Genomic DNA, 19621 nt, shown 5'->3' with positions numbered 1-19621 from the left:
TTATCCGTTTACTGCTTTTCAAAGCATGGATGGATTGTAGAAAATACGTTTGCACCATCGACCACTGAGTGTCATTTTTAAAGTGTCTCCTGACCCAGCCTGGGGATTCGGCAGAGTCTCAAGATTTAGTGGGATCTGAAGTGCGTCGCTGCACTATTCGGGGGCCGTTTGTGACACCACGCCGTGGGTTTACGCTGATCGAGCTCTTGGTGGTCATTGCCATCATCGCGGTCCTGATCGCCCTATTACTCCCCGCGGTCCAGGCCGCGCGCGAAGCGGCCCGGCAATCTCAATGCCGCAATAATCTCAAGCAAATCGGCCTGGCCATCGCCAACTACGAAAGTGCTCAGGGGAGTCTGCCGATGGGGGCGGTGCTCCACAGCGCGACGGACGCAGACAGTGATTGCGGGGGTGTTTTCAACAAGAGCGGCCCGGGCGCTCCGCGTAATTTCACCATGTTCGCACTCATCCTCCCCCACATGGAACAATCGGCGGCCTATAACTCGATTAACTTTCAGCTCCGGGCCGACGGCGTTTTCATCGGGGGAGCCAATGCGGGGGCGGCCAATAGCACGGGCCTCCTCACGACCATCTCATCGTACCTTTGCCCGAGCGATGACCTGCGCTCCTCAAAGTTGGGGCCGGGACCGGTGGCATATTCGCAGACTTCGTATTTTCCGTCCGGGGGAACCTGGAACACGATCGCCTACTACGCCGGACCGAAGTGTTCGGATCTCGAAGTCGGCAATGGTGCGTTTGACTCGCAGACGGCCTATTCGATGGCCGCATTTGTCGACGGCACGAGTCAGACGATCTTCGTGGGGGAATCGGCCCGGTTTCGGAATGATCCCGACTGGTTCTGCAACAACTGGAGCGTCTACGGCTACTTCTCCTCAATGCTCGGGGGGAATACGACCCGCCCTCAAGGCTTTGCGTACATGGTCCCGAAGATCAACGCCAACCTGATGGTTGGAGACTATCCCGGCGGAGGGATTCATCCGCTTCCCCCAGAGACCCACTGGCCTGATCTCAATGACTACAAGGCGTGGGTTGGCAACCCAACCTACCTGGAGTACGGTCAGTGGGGTTTTCGGAGCCAGCACCCAGCCGGCGCCCAGTTCCTCTTCGGCGACGGCTCGGTGAAGTATCTCAAGGACGCGATCCACCCCTCCGTCTACCGTGCGTTGGGGACCCGGAACGGCGGTGAAGTGGTGAGTGCCGAGGCCTTCTGAGCCCTGAGTGAAGTCCCCCTGGCAACTCGCCCGAGTCTCCTCCGATGGCCAGTTCGAGAGCCAGCGGGTCCAGAACATCGGCTCGTTGGACTCGGACCGTAGCGAAGACCGTGACCAGGCAGAGGACTCGATCGATGACGGGAAGATTGCTCCGCCGCACGTTCTGGGCGGCCATCGTGATGGTTAGCGGCTGCGACTCAAATCCGAATGGCCCCTCGGCCCCCTCCCCCGCGGGAACCGGCAAGGACTCGGTTCCCGCGAGCGGAACGCCGAAGAGCATTCCGCTGAAGCAAGTCGGGGCGCCAATCGGGCTGTTGATGCACCTTCCGCTTGCACGCTGACAGCGGACCCCGTGATCACGCAGATTGGGTCGCGCTCAGGGTCGCGCTCCGAGGCGCGAACTGAAACCGCGAGCACTGCGAGAAGAAGGTGAGTGGGTTCTCGTAGACGACTTTGCGAATCAGGGCCTCATCGTGGCCCCGTGCCCGGAGTTCGAAAATGAGCTCGGGCACGGCAAGGGGATCGCTGTGCCCCCAGTCGCCGGCCGAGTTGACCATCAGGCGCTCGGTGCCATAGAGTTCGATCATGTCGGCGGCCCGAGCGGGCGTGCATTTGGTGATCGGGTAAAGCGTCATCCCGACCCAGTGGCCAGCGTCGAGCGCGAGGCGGATCGTGTGCTCCTCGACATGGTCGATGCAGACGCGCTCGGGGGCCAGCCGAGAGTCGTCGCGGACCATGTCGAGGATCATTCGCGTCCCCTGGTACTTGTCTGCCAGGTGAGGGGTGTGGACGAGGATCAGCTCCTGCGTTCGCGCCGCGAGTTCGAGATGTTCGAGAAAGACCGTGGCTTCATTCTTCGTGTTCTTATTGAGACCGATCTCCCCGATCCCGAGGACGCTGGGATCGTCGAGGAATTCGGGGATCATCTTGATCACCTCGCGCGAGAGGGAAACGTTTTCGGCCTCCTTGGCATTGATGCAGAGCCAGGTCAAGTGCTCGATACCGTAAAGTTTCGCCCGGCTTCGCTCAAACCCTGTGAGCTGGCGGAAATAGTCGCGAAAACCTTCCGGCCCTGACCGGTCGAACCCCGCCCAGAACGCCGGTTCGCTGACCATCACGCATCCGGCAAGCGCCATCCGCTTGTAGTCGTCGGTGGTTCGGGAGACCATGTGAATGTGCGGGTCGATATAGAAAGACATCGGGTTTGACTCCCATGAGTACAACAACTTGCATTCTGGGCATGCAGGGATTTTTTTCGCCGGTTTTGCGATCAGGCCAACTCTTAAAGATACCAGGTTTGCGGGAGGTCGACACCGGGTGAACCCAGGGCAATCAGGGCCGATCGAGGGCGATTGTTCCGCTGGGTCGGAACATCGAGATCCGGATCCACACGACTCCCAATAACTGGGGTGAAACAGTTTGGTGGGAGCACTCGGTTCCCAACGCGTGAATTTTCGGGATCGTCCGGTTCGTCGGTGGTGAAATCAGGCAGGCCTGTGACGGAGAGTGTCGATTGGATCGCGTCCCCGAAACCCTTTACGATCCTCGCGGTGGTGATTCGTCGGTGAAGCTCGCGGAGTTGGCGATTGACCCCGGCTCCGCGTTCATCGCGCGCTCGAATTACTTTACCATTGACTGGATCCAGGCGGGGCACGGCCAATTCTGGGCGGATTCCGCATGCCACCCGTTCGCTTCCTCCTCGCTTCTCTTTTTCGTTCCCTATCAGTACATCCGCTTTGTTCCGGAAACTCCGGTTCGGGGCGTGACCCTGCAATTTCATGCCAATTTCTTGTGCATTGAGACCTATCACGAAGAGGTGGGATGTAACGGGGTCCTGTTTAACGATATCTTTGGCATCCCGGCCGTCGAGCTGGAAGGGAAGCATGAGAGTGAAGTTGCGGATCTCCTGTCCCAGATCCGGGGTGAGCTGGATGAAGGTGGACTCGCTCAGTCCGAGCTCCTGCTCTCGTACCTCAAGGTCCTCTTGATCCGAGCGACTCGCCTGAAGCGGGAGCAGCAAGGGGAAATGACCGGCCCGACTCGCGACCGGATTCCACCGGTCCTGGAGTCGCTTCGGCAGCTCATTGAAGTGAATTATCGGCAGTTTCATGCCCCTGCGGACTACGCTCGCCTGCTCGATGCCGACCCGAAAGGACTCGGGAAGGTGGTCAAGGCTCACCTTCATAAGACGCTGACCGAGTTGATCCGGGAACGGATCCTGAAACACGCGAAGTGGGAACTGCTTCACACGCTGAAGCCGGTGAAACAGATCGCACACGAGCTTGGTTACGCCGACGAGCTCTACTTCAGTCGTCTCTTCAAGCGAGCGACCGGCCATTCGCCCCTGTTCTTCCGGGAATTCGAGACCGCCATCCGCGGCGGGAGAAATCTCTCCATGACATTGCCTCTTCCGTCCATTCCTGAGGACCTCCAGGATCCCGACAATGGAGCATCGTCCGCAGCCGAATCCTGAATGTGACAGGGGCTTGCGGCCGGCCATTCGCGGGAGAGAGTCCGATGATCGGTGGGCTACAGAGACTTATGGAAGTGGCGGCGAAGGCGGACCGTTTGGGGATCACGGTGACCCGACTCGGGCTGATCGTGGTGTTGCTCTGGATCGGCGGGTTGAAGGCGTTTCGCTACGAGGCGGACGGGATCGTGCCGTTTGTCGCGAATAGTCCGTTCATGAGCTTTTGGTACAACGACCCCGGGAATTACAAGACCCACAAGAATCCCGAAGGAGCCTTGGTCCCGACCAACCGGGCCTGGCACGAGGCGAACCGAACGTACCTCTTCGCCTATGGGCTCGGGGCGGTCATCGTTCTCTATGGGCTGATGCTTTGTCTGCATCCTTGGCTCCCTCAGGTCGCGGCCGTGGGGAGTTTCCTGGTGGTCGTGATGTCGTTTGTCACGCTCTCATTCTTGATCACGACCCCGGAGTGCTGGGTCCCTGCCCTGGGGGACGCTCAGCATGGGTTTCCCTACCTCAGCGGAGCCGGGCGGCTGGTTGTCAAAGACGCGATCATGATGGGCGCCGCGCTCGTTACGATGGCCGACTCGGCCAAGGCGTACCTGCGGAAGCAGGGGCGTGTCCTCACAACCTGAGGATCAGCCGTCGGTGGGACGTTCGCGAGGAAGCTTCTTCTCTCCGTGACGTCCCGCCCGTTGGGTATTTCGCCGTCCGTCCGCCACCTGGCCAGATTCCACCAGCCGAGCCACGGCAACAGGGAGAGTCTCCGTCCAAGCTGGCCGGACCGGCCGCCGGGAGGCCCTGTCGCGCCCGCGACCATTAGGTTGGACGGGTCTCGAGGACGCCGTAGTTCGCTTGCCAGTTCGGGTCGTATTCGAGCGAGAAGAGGCGTTGAATCGTCTCAGCGCGGCCATGCCCGGGCTCGAGGAGGGCTTCGATCGCCTGGCGTAACTGAGCGAGGCGGCGATCAGGGGGCTCGCCGGGCCGACCAGGGGCTCGGTCGAGGCGATCCAGGGCAGCGGCGACCTCGAGGATCCGGCTTCTGGACTCGAGGAAATCGCGGTTGAGCACCTCGGCCGCGTCACGTAATTGGGTCATGACGAAGACGTCTCCCGATGATTCGTTACCCCCGGTGGGCCCGTAGCGGCTCGGGGGATGATCCTGATCATCGCAGATCTATCGATGGCACGCAAATTGTTGGTTTCATCACCTAGACTTGGTATTGTAGGGGTCATGCGGTATTCGCGAACGAGAACGAAAATGACATCAAGGAAGTTCTCCTTTCGTCGCATCGAGGAGCTACGCTCATGAAGACACCTGGGATTCGCGCTTTCCTAGTCTCCACCTCGCTTCTGGCCTTCTCGGACCCAGGGTCGTTGGCCTACGGAAACCATGGGCGACGAGCCGCGGTTTACGCACCAACCGCGGCTGTACTACCCGTGGCAACCTCGGAGGTTCTCCCAACCTCATACGTGCTGCCCACCTCGTATGTGCTTCCCACGTCGTTCGTTCTACCTACTTCGTACGTTACGCCAACAACTTACGTGGCGACAACCTCCGTGGTGCCGTCGGTGTATGCCACGGTGTACGAGAGTCCAATCGTCGCGTCGTCGTATGTGGTTCCAACCTCTACCTATAGGGCCCGGCGGGTCCTCACGCCGCGCCGAATCGTAGATCGGCCGATCTATACGACGACCTCCGGCAGCTATTACGTGCCGACGACGTACGTCCCCACCACGTATATCCCGACCACGTACATCCCGACGACGTACGTTCCCACCACGTACGTCCCCACTACCTACGTTGCCACCACGTACACCGCCGCCTCCTACTCGCCGACGACGTACACGAGAACCGCCTTCGTGTATCCCACGATTTACGATCAGCCGGTGGTCGCGACGACCGATGTCTGCTGCGCGGAGACGACCTCGGTCCCGGCTCCAGCCGCTGCTCCGATTCCCTCCTCGGCGACGAAGAAGAAAGAACGTGCACCCTCATCGGTCGTGGAGAGCACGACCTCAGAACCCGCACCGGCCAACGAAACGTCGTCGCTTCCCGAGCCCGCGCCCGCTCAAACTCCGGCTCCGGCTTCAGTTCCGGCTCAACGCGAGACCAAGCCCGAACCGCCTCCCGTCGACCTGCCTCCCGCAACCAATGAGGCAGCACCGATCGAGCGATCGACCGCACCTAGCACCGGTGCGATTCCCGACATTTCGTCGCCGAACACTGGGGCAGAGGTTCCCTTGCCGCTCGCACCTGCAGATTCCACGACTCCACCCGTTCCCCAGGGGATTCAGGAGCCCCCGACTGCCCCGGGCGATACCCCTTCCCGACGCACTGTAAATCGCCCTGCGTTCAACACCGGTAACCTTCGAGCGGCCCGCAATATCCTCAAGGGCAAGGTCCTCTCCGGTGACACCGGTGAGCTTGAAGAGGGCGTTCAACTGATCCTCTCCAGCCGAACGAACGCTTTCACGGACCGAGTGGTGACGACCGATGCTTATGGCCATTACGCGGTTCGCCTGCCCGATGGCGACTGGACCGTCAAAGTGGTCATGCCCAGTGGTCGGGCCTATTCGGTCAGTCAGCTCACGATCAGTGGCAACGAGATTGTGGATGACCTTGGAAGAAACATCCCGAGTCTGACGATCACTCGTTGAAGTCGAATCGACTGAACGCGACGATACTGAGACCCGGTTCCTCCCAAGGAGCCGGGTCTCGTCGTTTCTCACCGGGTTTGAATCGCTGAAAGCGCTCCGAACCGGGCACTCAACGGGCCACTTATCTTTTGGTATCGATGGACGATTCGAAGGTCCGCGTCTGCTATGCGCTGAGCTATTTCCATCCGCTCGAGAGCGGGGCCGAACGTCAGGCCCTTGCGCAAGGGGTTGAACTTGTGAAACGGGGACATTCCGTCCAGGTGGTGACCCATGCTGTCGATGGGCTTGCCAGAGACGAGGATGTTCAGGGAATTCAAGTTCACCGATGGGTTCGATCATCGCGTGTCGGCCCGCTGTTCGCAGTGAGCTTTGTGGCTGGAGTAATCCGTGCTCTGCGTCGGCTCCGTGGCAGCTACGACCTGATCCATACCCACCAAGGGCTCTGGGAGGCGATCGCGACGGGTCTCGGACGTCAAACGTTCGGGGGCGTGCCGACGCTCGTGCAGCCGGCGAGCTCGGGATACTATGGCGAGGCTGAGGAGCTATCGAGGACCAAGGGCTTCCCCCTGCTCCGTCGCCTGATTCTGCGCAATCATGCGTTCGCGGCGATCTCCGCCGATATCGAAGATCAGTGGCTCAGGCTCGGCGTTCCGCCGGAGCGAATGTTCCGGATGGCGAGCGGAGTCGACGCCGTTCACTATCGGCCGGGCAAGTCTGAAATCGAGTCGGCACTCCTGCCGCGTCCTCGGGTCATGTTCACCGGCCGCCTTCACCCTCAAAAAAACCTCATGCGGCTCCTTGATGCTTGGCCGGCCGTGGCGAAGCTGACGAGCGCCAACCTCATCCTCGTCGGACAGGGGCCGGAGCATGATCGCCTCAAGGCACGAGTCGCGGAACTTGGAATCGCCGACCGGGTTCAGTTTGCGGGGGCCGTGAACGACCCGGCCGACATCCTCCGCGCGGCGGACCTGTTTGTCTTGCCGAGCGTGGCGGAGGGGATGAGCAACTCGTTGCTGGAAGCGATGGCCACGGCGTTGCCCTGTGTGGCTTCGGGGATCGGTGGCAATGTCGACTTGATTGGCGAGGGGGTCGGGCGACTGGTGATCGGTGACGATCCCGCGATGTGGTCGGATGCTCTGATCGAGATCCTCGGCGATCGGGACCACGCAAGCCGCATGGGGGCCACGGCTCGGCATCGTGTCGAGACGGAATTCGCGCTTCCGATCGTGGTCGACCGTTACCTCACGCTCTACCGGCATCTGCTGGCGGAACGATCCACCTCGCGGTCGGATCGTCCGTGGTGATCGACTCCGTTCACTCACTCGGGCTGGCGGAGAATTCGGGAGGCGAACGCGATCTGCGAGACGACCCAGCGTTGCTCGACGGGGTCGACGTCCGCCTCGAAGCCCCGACCTGAAATCAGGTCGGGGTCGAGTGTCTCATCCTGGAGTAGGAGGGAATACGGAATGATGAGTTTACGCGGTTGCCCGGCCCCCACGCCTTGCACGCGCAGGATCATTTCGATGGTTCCGCTTCCCGGGGGATTTTCCTCGAGCGCAGCGGTCTGGACGATCCCTCGGAGATGCATGGGAATTCCTTCTATAAGCAGGTGGACATGGTCTGCCTTGGAATTTTGTGCAACCTATTGACCTTCAGCCGTCAATGCTGAGCGGCTGGTCATGGTTTTACTTGATCTTCTGAGGAATGTCCGCGACCCAGCGTGGTTTACAGACGAATCGATCGCAACCATATTGCCGGGCCTGTGCCCCGAGGCGATGGCCAAAAGATCGGGGTCACGGCCAGGTCCATCCGCAATACGGGTTAGGCCACGGTCCGCGGGCCGAGAGTCAGGCAAACCGTAGCCATCTCCTTAGATCGCCTCATCGAGGGCAACGACCGTCGATTTGATGGGGGTCGTAGTCTGGTCGAGGAGGACTGCGACGGTCATATCACCCAGGACGTTCGACGTCGTCCGGCAGCGATCGAGAAACCAGTCGATCGTCAGCAGGACGGGGATCTTGTCGGGCGGAAGTCCAACGGCGGCGAAGATGAGCGGCAGTGTCACAAAGCTTCCCGACGGGATCCCGCCGGCACCGACGCTGGCGACCAGGGTCGTCAGGACGATGATCACCTGGTCGATCGGACCAAGTGGGAAGCCGAGCGCCTGGGCCATGAAGAGGACGGCGGTCGCCTGGTAGAGCGCGGTACCATCGTTGTTGAAGTTGGTCCCGACGCAGGCCGCGAGCTGACTCGACTCCCGCGAGATGCCCAGCTTGGACAGAGCCCGAAGCGTGATCGGAATCGTCGCCGCCGTGCTCGAGGTGCTAAACGTACTGGCCATCACGTCCGTCGCACCGCGGAGAAATTTCAGAGGGGACATCCGCCCGAAGATGACCATGACGACCAAATACCAAAGGATCTGGCAGGAGAGACCAATCAGGACGACCACGATCAGCCAGATCAGTGAGCTGAAGACCTGAATCCCCCCCTTCTGTCCCACGCTCGCGGCCACCACCCCGAAAACGGCCAGAGGAACGAGAGCGACCACCCAGAGCAGGACGCGCATCAAGAGATCGAAGCCGACGTTCAGCAAGTCGACGGCCGCCTTGTAGGTCGTCTCGCCTCGCGCTTGTTGCTCATTGCGGATCTTGACCAGGCCGATCGCCAACGCGAGGGTCAGCAGGACGAGTTGGGCCAGGTTGTTCTGTGCAAACGCATCGCCGACGCTTCGAGGAACGAGCTCAATGAGCAAGTCAGTCACCGTCTTCCGCGGCGGGGGAACGGGCGGATTGGCGAGGTCGATCAGCTTCGCGCCCACGCCTGGACGGATCAGGTTCGAGAGGACAAGACCAAACCCCATGGCGACCAGGGTGTTGATCAGGTAGTAGATCATCATCCGCGCTCCCTGGCGCCCGCGGATGTCGTTGGAAACGATCGCGCTGAGGATGGCCAAGACAACCAAGGGGGCCGCCAGTGCGCTCAACGCCCGAATAATTAATTTGGGAAGCAGGCTGAGATGTTCGGCGCCCTCCTGCCAGTACAGGCCCACCGGGATCGCCAAGATCACGGCGGCGATCACCCAGACATAAAGCGGAATGCCGCCCGGACGGCTCTCCGGCTCGTCCAAAACGTTTGCTGTGAGTTCCTCGTCAAACTGAGCCATCGAGTCATCCTCGCGTACGCAGCGTATTCGGGAGCGCTACAATCCCCTTGGCTATCGCGTTGGTCATACGACATCGTTATCAAGGAGGCAAGCGCATCAAGCCGGGTACCCCATCACTTTTACGCCACTTTCGGAGTTGCATCATTCTGTATCACAGGTGGGAAACCCTCGGTTCGGTCATTGGTCGATTTCCCGAAATAAAAATTCCGGGGCTGTCTGAATAGAACCGATGCTCCGGGCGTCTGCATTTGTGATTGAAGTGCTCTGCTGAGTACGGCTGCCCCGACCTGGGGTGCCTGCCCCCGTCAGCAACACTGGATTCGCATTCCCCCCCCACGCTTCACTTCCCCCCTCAGCAACGCTTTTCCCCCCCTTTGGAAAATGCGCCTCTCCCACTGCTCATGAGATGCTGAGAAAGGGTTTCCGATGTTGACCAATGCGCTCCTCCCCTGGCGGGTGGCCATGCTTGCAGGTGGCCTGTCGTTACTGGGTCTAGTTCTGCCCGCGCCGAGTTTTGGCAATGAACCGTCACCCGAGCGACAGGAGAAGGCGTCCGATGAAGCAGAACGCCCCGTCGATCTCCTGACCGCACTCCGGCAAGGAGATGTCAGCGTGGATGCGGAGGGAAGTGGTGATGGTCGAATGACCTTATCGCTCACCAACAAAACGAAGCGGAAGCTTCGCGTGGTCCTCCCCCCCGGCCTCATTGCCTCCGGTGCCACCGGCCAGTTCGGTGGTATGGGAGGCATGGGGGGTGGCATGGGAGGCATGGGGGGTATGGGCGGCGGCATGGGAGGGATGGGCGGTGGCATGGGAGGAATGGGTGGTGGCATGGGAGGGATGGGCGGCGGCATGGGGGGAATGGGAGGACGTGGCGGCATGGGGGGTGGCATGAGTAGTGGTGGAACGATGCCCGCCTCGATGGGAATGATGATGCTCGGTCGACTGATCATGTCGTTGGTCGGCGACCGCGATAGCTGGGACCAGCAGTCGCTCATGTCCGGCATGATGATGGGTATGGGCGGCGGCATGGGAAGCATGGGAGGCATGGGAGGCGGCATGGGTGGCATGGGGGGTGGCATGGGTGGTATGGGGGGCGGAATGCGGTCCGTCCCACCCACCGGCCTCCCCTTCGCCACGTTGAACCCCAAGCAGACCCGGCATCTGCCCACTCGCCTGGTGGGGCTTTCGGAGCCGGATGCAGAACAACCGGTGATCATGCCAGCGAAGGGGGAGAAGCTTCGACTCGGCGACATCAGCCAGTTGACTGAGGATACTCGGATTCAGAAAGCGCTCAAGCGACTGGCCGAGGATAAGGCGCCTCAGACATTGGCCCAACTTGTGATGTGGAAAGTCGGTTCCGGCAAGGATTGGAAAGCCATCGAAGAGCTGGCTCGGCCGTGGTCGAATGCCCACGAGTTGACCCTGGCGCGCACCTTCGTTGATCGGCTGGGAGCGCCTTCTTCGGATGAGACCGGAGTTCTGCTCTATGAAATTGAGTCGAAGGACGCGACAGGAGAGTCGGCGGCACGAGAGCTCAGAGACGCGTTCAAGGGAAAGTCCGTGTTGGGGCTGAAGGGGCAAACAGGTGTGCCCGCGGAACCCAAAGGGCCGGCGTTGGCCTGCAAGGTTCAAATCACTGGAGACGACGCAGTCGTGCAGGTCGCGACCAGCGATGGACCGGCGCGTTCGTGGTTGGCGGCGGGCAAGTTCACGCTTCCACTTACCCGGATGAAAACGGGTGAACTCAACACTTCGGCGGTGGCGGACGGGTTGGCCGAGGGGATTCTCAACCGCGTGGTCCGGGCTCAGCTCGCGCTCGGGGCGCGCTCGAAGGGGAAGCCGACCTACAAGATCAAGATCGAGAATGCCTCGCCGCTCGTACTGAACGGGGTCTCAGTGCTGGGCCGGGGAAGCGACACCGAGTCGAAGATCCTCTCGGGGATCAGCATTTCGCCGCAGCGAAGCATGACGCTGCCCGCCACGGACGAGACGGTCAGGTTGCTCGGCCTCAAGAAAGGGATTCGCATCATCGCGGCCGATTTGAGTGCATTGTAAGCAATGACGACCTCCGTCTTCAAAGCAAACAACCCCGTCCTGAGCCGTTGCTGGGTGCCACGCGGGCCGAGTCTCGAACCGGTGGCCCCCAGCCCTCCTCGAACGCCGATGTCGACTGGCCCGCGGAAATCGGTTCGCCGGGGAACAACGTGGGTGGTGAAATCAACGAAAAAGTGCTGCCCCAGGCTGTTCAGCGCTCGGGCAGCACTTTTTGAAGTCAGTCAACGAACATGAACTCGTTGGTGAGGAGAAGGACCTGGGCATACTCTTCCCAGGGGTTGAGTGGCGGGGTCGGCGGTCCTTGAAAACCTGACGTGGCCTTCCACTCCGCTGGGGCTGGGGCGATTTTTCGGACGACGGGCGACCAGCCAAACGAATCGAAACTTGGGCTGCTCCGACCGTCGACGACGAAGTCGATCGTTTCCCCTGCCTTCACCTCGTATCGATCCACTCGGGTCGGAACGTTGTTATGCTGAGCGACCCAGTCGCCCAGGTTCCCCGCGCGAGACGCAACGATGCGACCGCGTACCCCGTCCCCTTCCTTGGCGGTATGAGTGAGCGTTCCTTCGATCGAGATGATCGCATCCTGGGGCGCAGTCCACCGTCGGATGGCCGCGTGCTGAGTGTCGTTGCCGACGTGCCCTCCCGAGGCATTCAGGTGAAGGTAGCTCTTGTCCGGATCGGGAAGTTTGGGACCAAACTGCCAGGCCGTGCCGGTCCAGTGCGGAAACGGTGAGAATTGGCCCACTCGCTGCGTCGACTCGTCCACGCCGCCGAAGCCCGACTGCCAGATCTCCGGGGTCGTGGGAGATTGGTCGTTTGCCCTCTGGTCGACGAAGCGGAGCCCTTGGGCAAGCTCGGTAGGTTCAGGCGAACGGCCGAAGATTCGGCGATAAAGCACACGAACCCGCGCTTCGGGATCGGCCGATGCACCTGCCGTGGTGGCAAGCTCGCGCGCCTGTTCGATCACGAACGGGCTATTCATCAGGAACAGCGCTTGCTGCGGAACCGTGGTCACGTAGCGGCGTGGACTGGTGGCGTCGGGGCTGGCGAAGTCGAACGTGCGATAGACGCCATCGAGGTTCTGGCGGTCGATGTAGCCGTAGACGGTCCGTCGTGTTGTGAACGGAGTCGCCGTGAGGTCGATGGACCGGCCCCCAAGGGTTCTGTCCAGCCGGCCTGACACGGCCAACAAGGCGTCCCGCATCGGCTCGAATTCAAGCCGGCGGCGGGGAAAGCGCCAGAGCAAGCGATTGGCCGGGTCCTTCACAAGGTAGTCCGGTTTGTTTTCACTCTTTTGCTGATAAACACTCGAGAGCATCATTCGACGGTGCAACGATTTGATCGACCAACCGCTCTGAACGAACTCCGTGGCCAGGTCGTCGAGAAGCTCTGGGTGCGATGGAGGATCGCTTCGCAGGCCGAAGTCACTCGCGGTCTCCACCAGGCCGGTGCCGAAGTGGAGCATCCAGACGCGATTGACCAGGACGCGCGCGGTCAGCGGGTTGCTCGGGTCGATGATCGCCTTCGCCAGGTCCAGCCGTCCACTCCCGTTCGTGAAAGGAGTCCGCTTGGCGCCCGACAGGACTTCAAGAAACTGGCGAGGGACCGGTTTCCCTGGGCGTCCCGGATTCCCCCGGACAAAAATGTGGGGATTGACGGGTTGCGGTGCATCGTTGAGGACCATCGCTCGAGGCGGAGCCCCCGGGTGGGTTGCCGAAAGCTCGGCTACCTCGTTTTGTAGCTTCTTGAGTCGAGTTCGCTCCTGGCGGTCGAGGGTTCGCTGGACCTCGTCGGCTGAGACGCTGAGGGGCCCCCCGTCTTCGTGGAGAACCCGTCGGATCGAGTTCCAGGCCGTTTCGTCGGCCGACGTCGAGGCGTCCTTGCCAGGCTCCGGCCGCTGCTCGGCTTTCGCCAGGAGAGTTGCGTAGCGGGCGGCCACCTCTTTCATACCGGTCGGCGGTTTTTCACGGAACAAGGCGACGACGACCGGGTTCGATGCCGGGGCTTTGCTGTTAGCGATTGTTTGGGCGACGTCACCTGCTTGGCGGGCGAAATCGGCCTCGGGAATCGCTGCAAACGCGTGCCAGGGACCGAGGATTGGGTCTTGAGCGGTTCGCGACGCATCGAGCCGTGACTTCCAGTGGCTGATCGCCAGGCGGAGGCGGCTGGGAGGGAGCGAGGCTGCGCGAGCCCGATCGTCGAGCTTGGGATGTTTCGGGTTGAACTCGAGGTCGAAGGCGGCCAGGAAGTAGGGCTCGACCCGAGCCCCCAGATCCTTCTGGATCTCGTCGCGTTTGGAGACCAAAAATGTGTTCACCTTCTCGCTGCGTTTGGCATGTTCGAGGTCGAAGGCAATCGATTCGGGAGTGCTTGTTGTCGGCGTGATCAGAGGAGGATCCGCAGGTTCATTCGAGCTGGCAAATACGCCGTAGAGCGAGTAGTAGTCGGCGGTTGGGATCGGGTCAAACTTATGGTCGTGGCAACGGGCGCAGGAGACGGTGAGTCCCAGAAGGCCGCGAGTCACGACATCGATTCGATCGTCGATGATGTCTTGCTGGTTGTTGAGAAATCGGCGTCCCACGGTCAAGAACCCAAGGGCCGCCAAGGGTTGCGTGTTTCCTTCCAGTGGCAGGCGATCGGCCGCGATCTGCTGGAGCAGGAACTGGTCGTAGGGGAGATCCTCATTGAAGGACCGGATGACGTAGTCGCGGTATGTATATGAGAAGGGGTAGCGACGTTCTTCGTTGAAGACGTAGCCTTTCGTATCTGCATATCGGGCAACGTCGAGCCAATGTCGCCCCCAGCGTTCCCCGTATTGAGGTGAGGCCAGGAGGCGCTCGACGACTTTCGCAAAGGCGTCGGGTGCGGGATCGGCTTCGAACGCCTCGATTTCGGCGGCGGTCGGCGGTAAGCCTGTCAGGTCGAAAGTCGCCCGCCGAATCAAGGTTCGTTTGTCGACCTGCCCCGAGGGGCTCATCCCCGCGCTCTCGAGTTTGGCGAGGATGAAAGCGTCGATCGTCGAAGTGCCCCAGCCCTGGGTTTTGACCGGGGCCGGTTTGACTTGGCGGACTGGCTGAAATGCCCAGTGCTGTTCCGTGGCTTGATCTTTCTCGGCCGCCGTGAGGACGGTTCCCTTGGTCCAGGGAGCACCTTGCACCACCCACTCGGCGAGCGCCTCGATCGCCGGAGCAGGGAGTTTGCCCTTCGGGGGCATCTTGTACTCTTCGTGAGTGTGTCGGATTACCTGCATGAGCAGACTCGTGTCGGGATTGCCGGGCACGAGGGCCGGCCCGCTATCCCCCCCTTCGAGAATCGCTTCGCGCGAGTCGAGCCGCAGGCCTCCGGACTGCTTTTTCTCCCCATGACAACGAACACACGAATCTACAAGCAACGGGCGAACCCGCGCCTCGAAGAACTCGGTCGAGGGGGCTCCCCCGCCCGGTTGCGCGGGGGCGTCCGCGTGGACGGGCGGTAAGATTCCAAGGATCAAGCTAAATCCAAGGAGGGAAGTTGACCATCTCATAGGATTTCTCGAGAACGAGGAGTTCGGAGGGTGCCCGAGGGCATCGCAATCGGTGGGGCGAGGAGCCTGCAACGGCCGCGGGAGGGATCCGATCACCACGTCATTGTAGGCGTTGGACCCTGATTTTGCCAGGGCGATCGAGGGAGCCGTTTGACCCATCAGGCCGACTCTGGAAGGATGAAACCCTTGCCTGGCCTTTCTTGCTCTTGTATCGAGACGAAGTGGAATGAACACGGCTGCTGAAAACGACCTTGCTTCCGAGACACCCAGGCTTCACATCATCCTCTACGAGCCTGAGATTGCCGCGAATACGGGGTCGATCGGACGCACGTGCGTCGCCGTGGGCGCGATGCTCTGGCTCGTCCGTCCCCTTGGGTTTCACCTCGACGATCGGCATCGCCGCCGAGCGGGCTTGGATTACTGGGAGCATTTGAACTGGCGGGTCGTCGACCATATCGACGAGGTGGTAGCCGTCGTGGGAAGAGACCACCTCTGGTCGTTCAGTACGAAAGCACAGGCTTCCTACACGAGGGCCGTCTATCGCGCGGGCGATGGACTGGTCTTCGGACCCGAGAGCCGGGGCCTTCCACTCTCCTGGATATCATCACCGGAAAATCGGTTGGTCCGCATTCCGATCCGACCGGAAGCACGCAGCCTCAATCTGGCCAACGCCGTCGCGATCGGGGCGTTCGAAGCGGTCCGGCAAATCGAACTGCCAGGGGCATGATCCCTCGCGTCCCCCCTCTTTCCCTTCACGCAAGCGACCCCGAACGCCAACGGCGTTCGGGGTCGCATGGGGAACGATCGAAAATCAAGCTCGGAGGACAACTCAAAGGCCGCTGAGATCAGCCGCAACCAGGCGAACACCCTTTTGAGGCCCAACTGCTCAACCACCCGGCTGGAGGCCGGGACGGTGATGCTCTTGCCGGGTGCCACGCTGAGACCCGCAAGCACCTTGGCCTCCTGGCCGCTCTCGCTGCCCGTGCCCACGACGGCGATGCCGTTCAGGATCAGCGGAGAGCCGTTCTCAATCCGCACTTTGTACGCGTCTTTGCCTTTGGCGTTGCCGTTGCCCTTCGACGCGGGGGCGACGGACGCCCGAACCAGACGTCCCAGCATCCCTTCCGCCAACGAATCCACGAATGCGTCTGTTTTGGCCTTGTCGCCTTCGCGATCGACCGGCAAGGTGAATTTGCCCGCGGCGGCCCATCGGGTTGCATCAGGGTTGCTCGTGGACACCTCCACGATGGCCTCGGGCTTCGCCTCGGTGCCTCGCAGGGTGATCCGGCAGGCGACACCAGGGCCTTCGGGTTCAGGTGTGATCGCCGTCTTCACCGACAGGCCGAGAACGTTCTGGCCCTGGAGGGTCTTTTCGATCTGACGGGCCAGTGCCTTGTGCGCGGGAGCGTCGGCCCTGACTTCGCAAAGGAGCGTCCCGGAGTCACCCTTGGGCAATTCGCCGAGTTGGTCAACGAATGAGCGGGCCAGAGTCAGCTCTTGAGCGTTGGCCCAATCCTTGGACATCGCGGCAATCGTGTCCCAATCCAGGCGGGAAGCCACTCGCCACATCACGAGTTGCGACACCGTTTGGGGGGCTTTGTCCTCGGCGAGCCGCTTCAAAGCCTGCTGCACGCGTGGGTCTGTCGTGAGTTGGCTGATATCGCCCACCCGGAGTCGTTCGCCCTTGGCCGGCATTGCCACGGGCTGTTCCGGATTGGGGTCGGAAAGGCCCACCAAACGCGTGGGCAGGTGTCGGGTCTGCTTGGGATTCAGCGTGGCGAACGGGAGGCCGGTGGGAGGGACGGACCGCATTCCGCCACCCATGCCGCCCATTCCGCCCATGCCGCCCATGCCGCCGCCCATGCCACCCATTCCGCCGCCCATGCCGCCCATCATGCCGCCCATGAGCGACTGCTGGTCCCAGCTATCGCGGTCGCCGACCAACGACATGATCAGTCGACCGAGCATCATCATTCCCATCGAGGCGGGCATGGTCCCTCCACCCATTCCCATGCCGCCGCCCATGCCGCCGCCGCCCATACCTCCCATGCCACCGCCCATTCCTCCCATGCCGCCGCCCATGCCTCCCATGCCGCCGCCGCCCATGCCTCCCATGCCCATTCCGCCCATGCCACCGCCCATGCCGCCCATTCCACCACCCATTCCGCCCATCCCACCGAACTGGCCGGTGGCACCGGAGGCAATGAGGCCGGGCGGAAGAACGACTTGAAGCTTGCGCTTGGTCTTATTGGTCACGGAGAGCGTCATGCGGCCGTCGCCGATCCCTTCGGCATTCACCGAGACCGCGCCCTTGCGAACGGCTTCGAGGAGGTTCAGGGACGGGATTTTTTCCGTCGAGTCCGGGGACCCTTTATCCGTACTCGGGGAGACGGGGGGAGCCGTCGTTTCATCGTCGGCCGCAACCGGCTGGGGGCCAACCAGGAAAAGGCTGGTGACGACAACTGCGGGAACACCAAGGAGTCGAAGCGTTAAATTCATGGCAAGAGCCTCTTACACTCCGATCAGGAGTTCAGTCCGAGTGCGTCGACCGGATCAGGAATGCGCTCCAACTGACTGGTGGAAGGCCGACCGGGACCTGCGACTCGGGGGGGTAAAGAAACACCGTTAAAACGCATCAATCGACTGGCAAGACTCACGAGTCCACAGACTCAGAGACGTACAGACCTCAGGCGGTATTCGAGCCTCAATCAGGGATTTTTTTGAGGATCGCCTCGATCGAAGTCTACGCTTCCGATTCCGGATGTCAAAATCAGGGCGGTGGGACCGTGTCGGGGCGGGCCCCGTAAATGTTCGGAGGTCAACCACTCGTGGGTAGCTTCAGGTCGACTCGTCGAGAGACTGGATGCGTCACCGGGGCCGATCGGTTAAAGTACGTATCAGCGATTCGGAAATGCGTGAGCCTATTGACGTAATCGGTGTCGGGAGCGAATGATGCGATTTGTGTCCCACCTGGGCTGTCCCACCTGCGGTGCCACCTATCCGGCCGACCGCTTGATGAATTTGTGTGAGCGGGATGGGCGTCCGGTCCAGTTGGTTCTCGATATCGATCGACTCAAGGCGGAACGCGGCCGCGATGGTGGGTGGGATCCCTCGCGGCCCGATCTTTGGCGGTTTGGTGGGCTGCTACCGCTCGACGTCGCCGACCCCGACGATTGCCGTTACGTCGTTTCCCTGGGAGAGGGCCATACCCCATGTCTCCCCTACCCCCACCCCTGGGCCGATCGGCTGAAGTGTCGGCTTGAGGTGAAAGACGAGGGGAAGCCCTATCCGGGTTTCGGCCACAATCCGACGCTGTCGTTCAAGGACCGGGGGATGGCCATGACGGTCTCGATGGCCAAGGCCCTCGGACTGTCGCGGTTGGCCGTCCCGACTCAAGGCAACGCGGGGGATGCGCTGGCCGAATACGCGTTGGCTGGTGGGCTCGAGGCGGCGATCGTGATGTCGCCCGACACCGACCTACCGATTCTGGGCAAGGTGGCTGCCTATGCCAAACTCCACCCGGAGCTCATCACCCTGGAACTCGTGGCGGGCACGATCGTGGAATCCGCCCAGAGGGTTCGCGACCATTATGTGCCGGCCGGCTACTTCAGTGTGGCCACGTTTCAGGAGCCCGGCTGGCGAACCGAGGGAAAAAAGACCCTCGGCCTGGAAATGGCGGAACCCGCCGGGGATCGTTTAGCCGATCGGGTCTGGAAACTGCCCGACGTGATCGTTTATCCGACCGGAGGCGGGACCGGGGTCGTCGGGATGGCCAAAGCCTTTGATGAGCTTCAAGCGCTTGGGCTGGTGGGGGACGAGCGGCCCCGAATGATCTGTGTTCAGAGCGCGGCGACCACCCCGATCGTTCGCGCCTTTGACGAGGGGGCGGATGACATCACTCCCCTGCCCCCCGGCGCCACCATTGCCACGGGTTTGAACGTCGCGCGGAACGTCGGCCACATCAATGTTTTGCGGATCATCAGGGAGTCGGGCGGCGCCGCCATCGCCGTGACCGACGAGGCCATTCGCGCGGTCATTCGCGACGAGTGGCGGGCCCGACGATTCGCCTGGTCGCCCGAGGGAGCCGCGACGCTGGCTGCCTTGCCGGAAATGGCCGATCGCGGTCTGGTTCGCGAGGGGGATCGAGTCGTCCTGGTGAACACTGCCGCAGCCGAGAAGTCTTTGCCCAATATCCGGATGCTGCTGGACGGTGGGCTCTGAGCGATTTAGTCACTCACGTCCTGAGTCACGCCGCGTTCAGACGGCGCCGCGGCTCGGCCGAAGCTGGCTCAAACCTGCCGTCAGTAGTGCGACTGCCACGGCCACTAAAATCGAGGCCGACGGGGGAAATGCAGCGTCAAGGCAACCTGCGAACAGCTTGTCCAGGTGCACGACTACCCGGAGGACGATGGCCAAGCCGACGACGATCATCGTCCACCCGAGGCAGGCTGAAAGCCATTGCTTCGGAGTGATTGACTCTGAGATTCCCATAACATGGAACTCCCGACTCTC

14 protein-coding genes are annotated in these 19621 nt (G+C 61.7%); 9 read left to right on the top strand and 5 right to left on the bottom strand.

The features are described from left to right. Nucleotides 1-170: 170 nt before the first annotated feature. Both V5E97_RS37155 and V5E97_RS37150 read left to right on the top strand, forming a co-directional pair. The gene (locus V5E97_RS37155) at nucleotides 171-1232 is read left to right on the top strand and encodes a DUF1559 family PulG-like putative transporter (protein ID WP_406696580.1); all 1062 of its coding nucleotides are present in this window, start codon (nucleotides 171-173) and stop codon (nucleotides 1230-1232) included. Nucleotides 1233-1366: 134 nt separating this feature from the next. Next, nucleotides 1367-1573, top strand: coding sequence for a hypothetical protein (locus V5E97_RS37150; protein ID WP_406696579.1), 207 nt, complete (start codon nucleotides 1367-1369; stop codon nucleotides 1571-1573). Nucleotides 1574-1588: 15 nt separating this feature from the next. On the opposite strand, the gene V5E97_RS37145 is transcribed toward V5E97_RS37150, so the two are convergent. Then, the gene (locus V5E97_RS37145) at nucleotides 1589-2431 is read right to left on the bottom strand and encodes a TatD family hydrolase (RefSeq protein WP_406696578.1); all 843 of its coding nucleotides are present in this window, start codon (nucleotides 2429-2431) and stop codon (nucleotides 1589-1591) included. Nucleotides 2432-2745: 314 nt separating this feature from the next. On the opposite strand from V5E97_RS37145, the gene V5E97_RS37140 reads away from it, so the two are divergent. Next, nucleotides 2746-3705 carry a helix-turn-helix domain-containing protein gene (locus tag V5E97_RS37140; protein WP_406696577.1) on the top strand — a complete coding sequence of 320 codons (960 nt, stop codon included), beginning with the start codon at nucleotides 2746-2748 and terminating at the stop codon, nucleotides 3703-3705. Between the two features lie 44 nt (nucleotides 3706-3749). Beyond that, a complete protein-coding gene (locus tag V5E97_RS37135; RefSeq protein ID WP_406696576.1) occupies nucleotides 3750-4337 on the top strand; it encodes a DUF417 family protein in 588 nt (195 codons plus the stop codon). A 184-nt stretch (nucleotides 4338-4521) separates the two neighbouring features. Here the strand turns inward: V5E97_RS37135 and V5E97_RS37130 are convergent, their stop codons facing one another. After that, nucleotides 4522-4800 carry a hypothetical protein gene (locus V5E97_RS37130; RefSeq protein WP_406696575.1) on the bottom strand — a complete coding sequence of 93 codons (279 nt, stop codon included), beginning with the start codon at nucleotides 4798-4800 and terminating at the stop codon, nucleotides 4522-4524. 209 nt (nucleotides 4801-5009) lie between these two features. Here V5E97_RS37130 and V5E97_RS37125 point away from each other — a divergent pair, with 209 nt between their 5' ends. Both V5E97_RS37125 and V5E97_RS37120 read left to right on the top strand, forming a co-directional pair. Beyond that, nucleotides 5010-6362 (top strand): carboxypeptidase regulatory-like domain-containing protein, encoded by a 1353-nt coding sequence (locus V5E97_RS37125; protein ID WP_406696574.1) that lies wholly within the window; start codon nucleotides 5010-5012, stop codon nucleotides 6360-6362. Nucleotides 6363-6499: 137 nt separating this feature from the next. Beyond that, entirely contained in the window at nucleotides 6500-7666 is a 1167-nt protein-coding gene (locus V5E97_RS37120; RefSeq protein WP_406696573.1) for a glycosyltransferase family 4 protein, read from the top strand. Nucleotides 7667-7680: 14 nt separating this feature from the next. On the opposite strand, the gene V5E97_RS37115 is transcribed toward V5E97_RS37120, so the two are convergent. After that, nucleotides 7681-7950 carry a hypothetical protein gene (locus V5E97_RS37115; protein ID WP_406696572.1) on the bottom strand — a complete coding sequence of 90 codons (270 nt, stop codon included), beginning with the start codon at nucleotides 7948-7950 and terminating at the stop codon, nucleotides 7681-7683. 282 nt (nucleotides 7951-8232) lie between these two features. Continuing rightward, on the bottom strand, nucleotides 8233-9525 hold the full coding sequence (locus V5E97_RS37110; protein WP_406696571.1) for a dicarboxylate/amino acid:cation symporter: 1293 nt from the start codon (nucleotides 9523-9525) through the stop codon (nucleotides 8233-8235). Nucleotides 9526-9951: 426 nt separating this feature from the next. Between V5E97_RS37110 and V5E97_RS37105 the strand changes: the two genes are divergently transcribed. Beyond that, nucleotides 9952-11583, top strand: a complete 1632-nt coding sequence (locus V5E97_RS37105; RefSeq protein ID WP_406696570.1) for a hypothetical protein — start codon at nucleotides 9952-9954, stop codon at nucleotides 11581-11583. A gap of 217 nt (nucleotides 11584-11800) precedes the next feature. Here V5E97_RS37105 and V5E97_RS37100 read toward each other — a convergent pair whose 3' ends face one another. Continuing rightward, nucleotides 11801-15109 (bottom strand): PSD1 and planctomycete cytochrome C domain-containing protein, encoded by a 3309-nt coding sequence (locus V5E97_RS37100; RefSeq protein ID WP_406696569.1) that lies wholly within the window; start codon nucleotides 15107-15109, stop codon nucleotides 11801-11803. 226 nt (nucleotides 15110-15335) lie between these two features. Here V5E97_RS37100 and V5E97_RS37095 point away from each other — a divergent pair, with 226 nt between their 5' ends. After that, nucleotides 15336-15836, top strand: coding sequence for a tRNA (cytidine(34)-2'-O)-methyltransferase (locus V5E97_RS37095; RefSeq protein WP_406696568.1), 501 nt, complete (start codon nucleotides 15336-15338; stop codon nucleotides 15834-15836). A 2222-nt stretch (nucleotides 15837-18058) separates the two neighbouring features. Beyond that, on the top strand, nucleotides 18059-19330 hold the full coding sequence (locus V5E97_RS37090) for a threonine synthase (protein ID WP_406696567.1): 1272 nt from the start codon (nucleotides 18059-18061) through the stop codon (nucleotides 19328-19330). Nucleotides 19331-19621 lie beyond the last annotated feature (291 nt).

Origin of the sequence: Singulisphaera photorubra, assembly GCF_045290345.1 — a bacterium.
Lineage (GTDB): Bacteria > Planctomycetota > Planctomycetia > Isosphaerales > Isosphaeraceae > Singulisphaera.
This window is presented reverse-complemented; position numbering and strand designations above follow the sequence as displayed.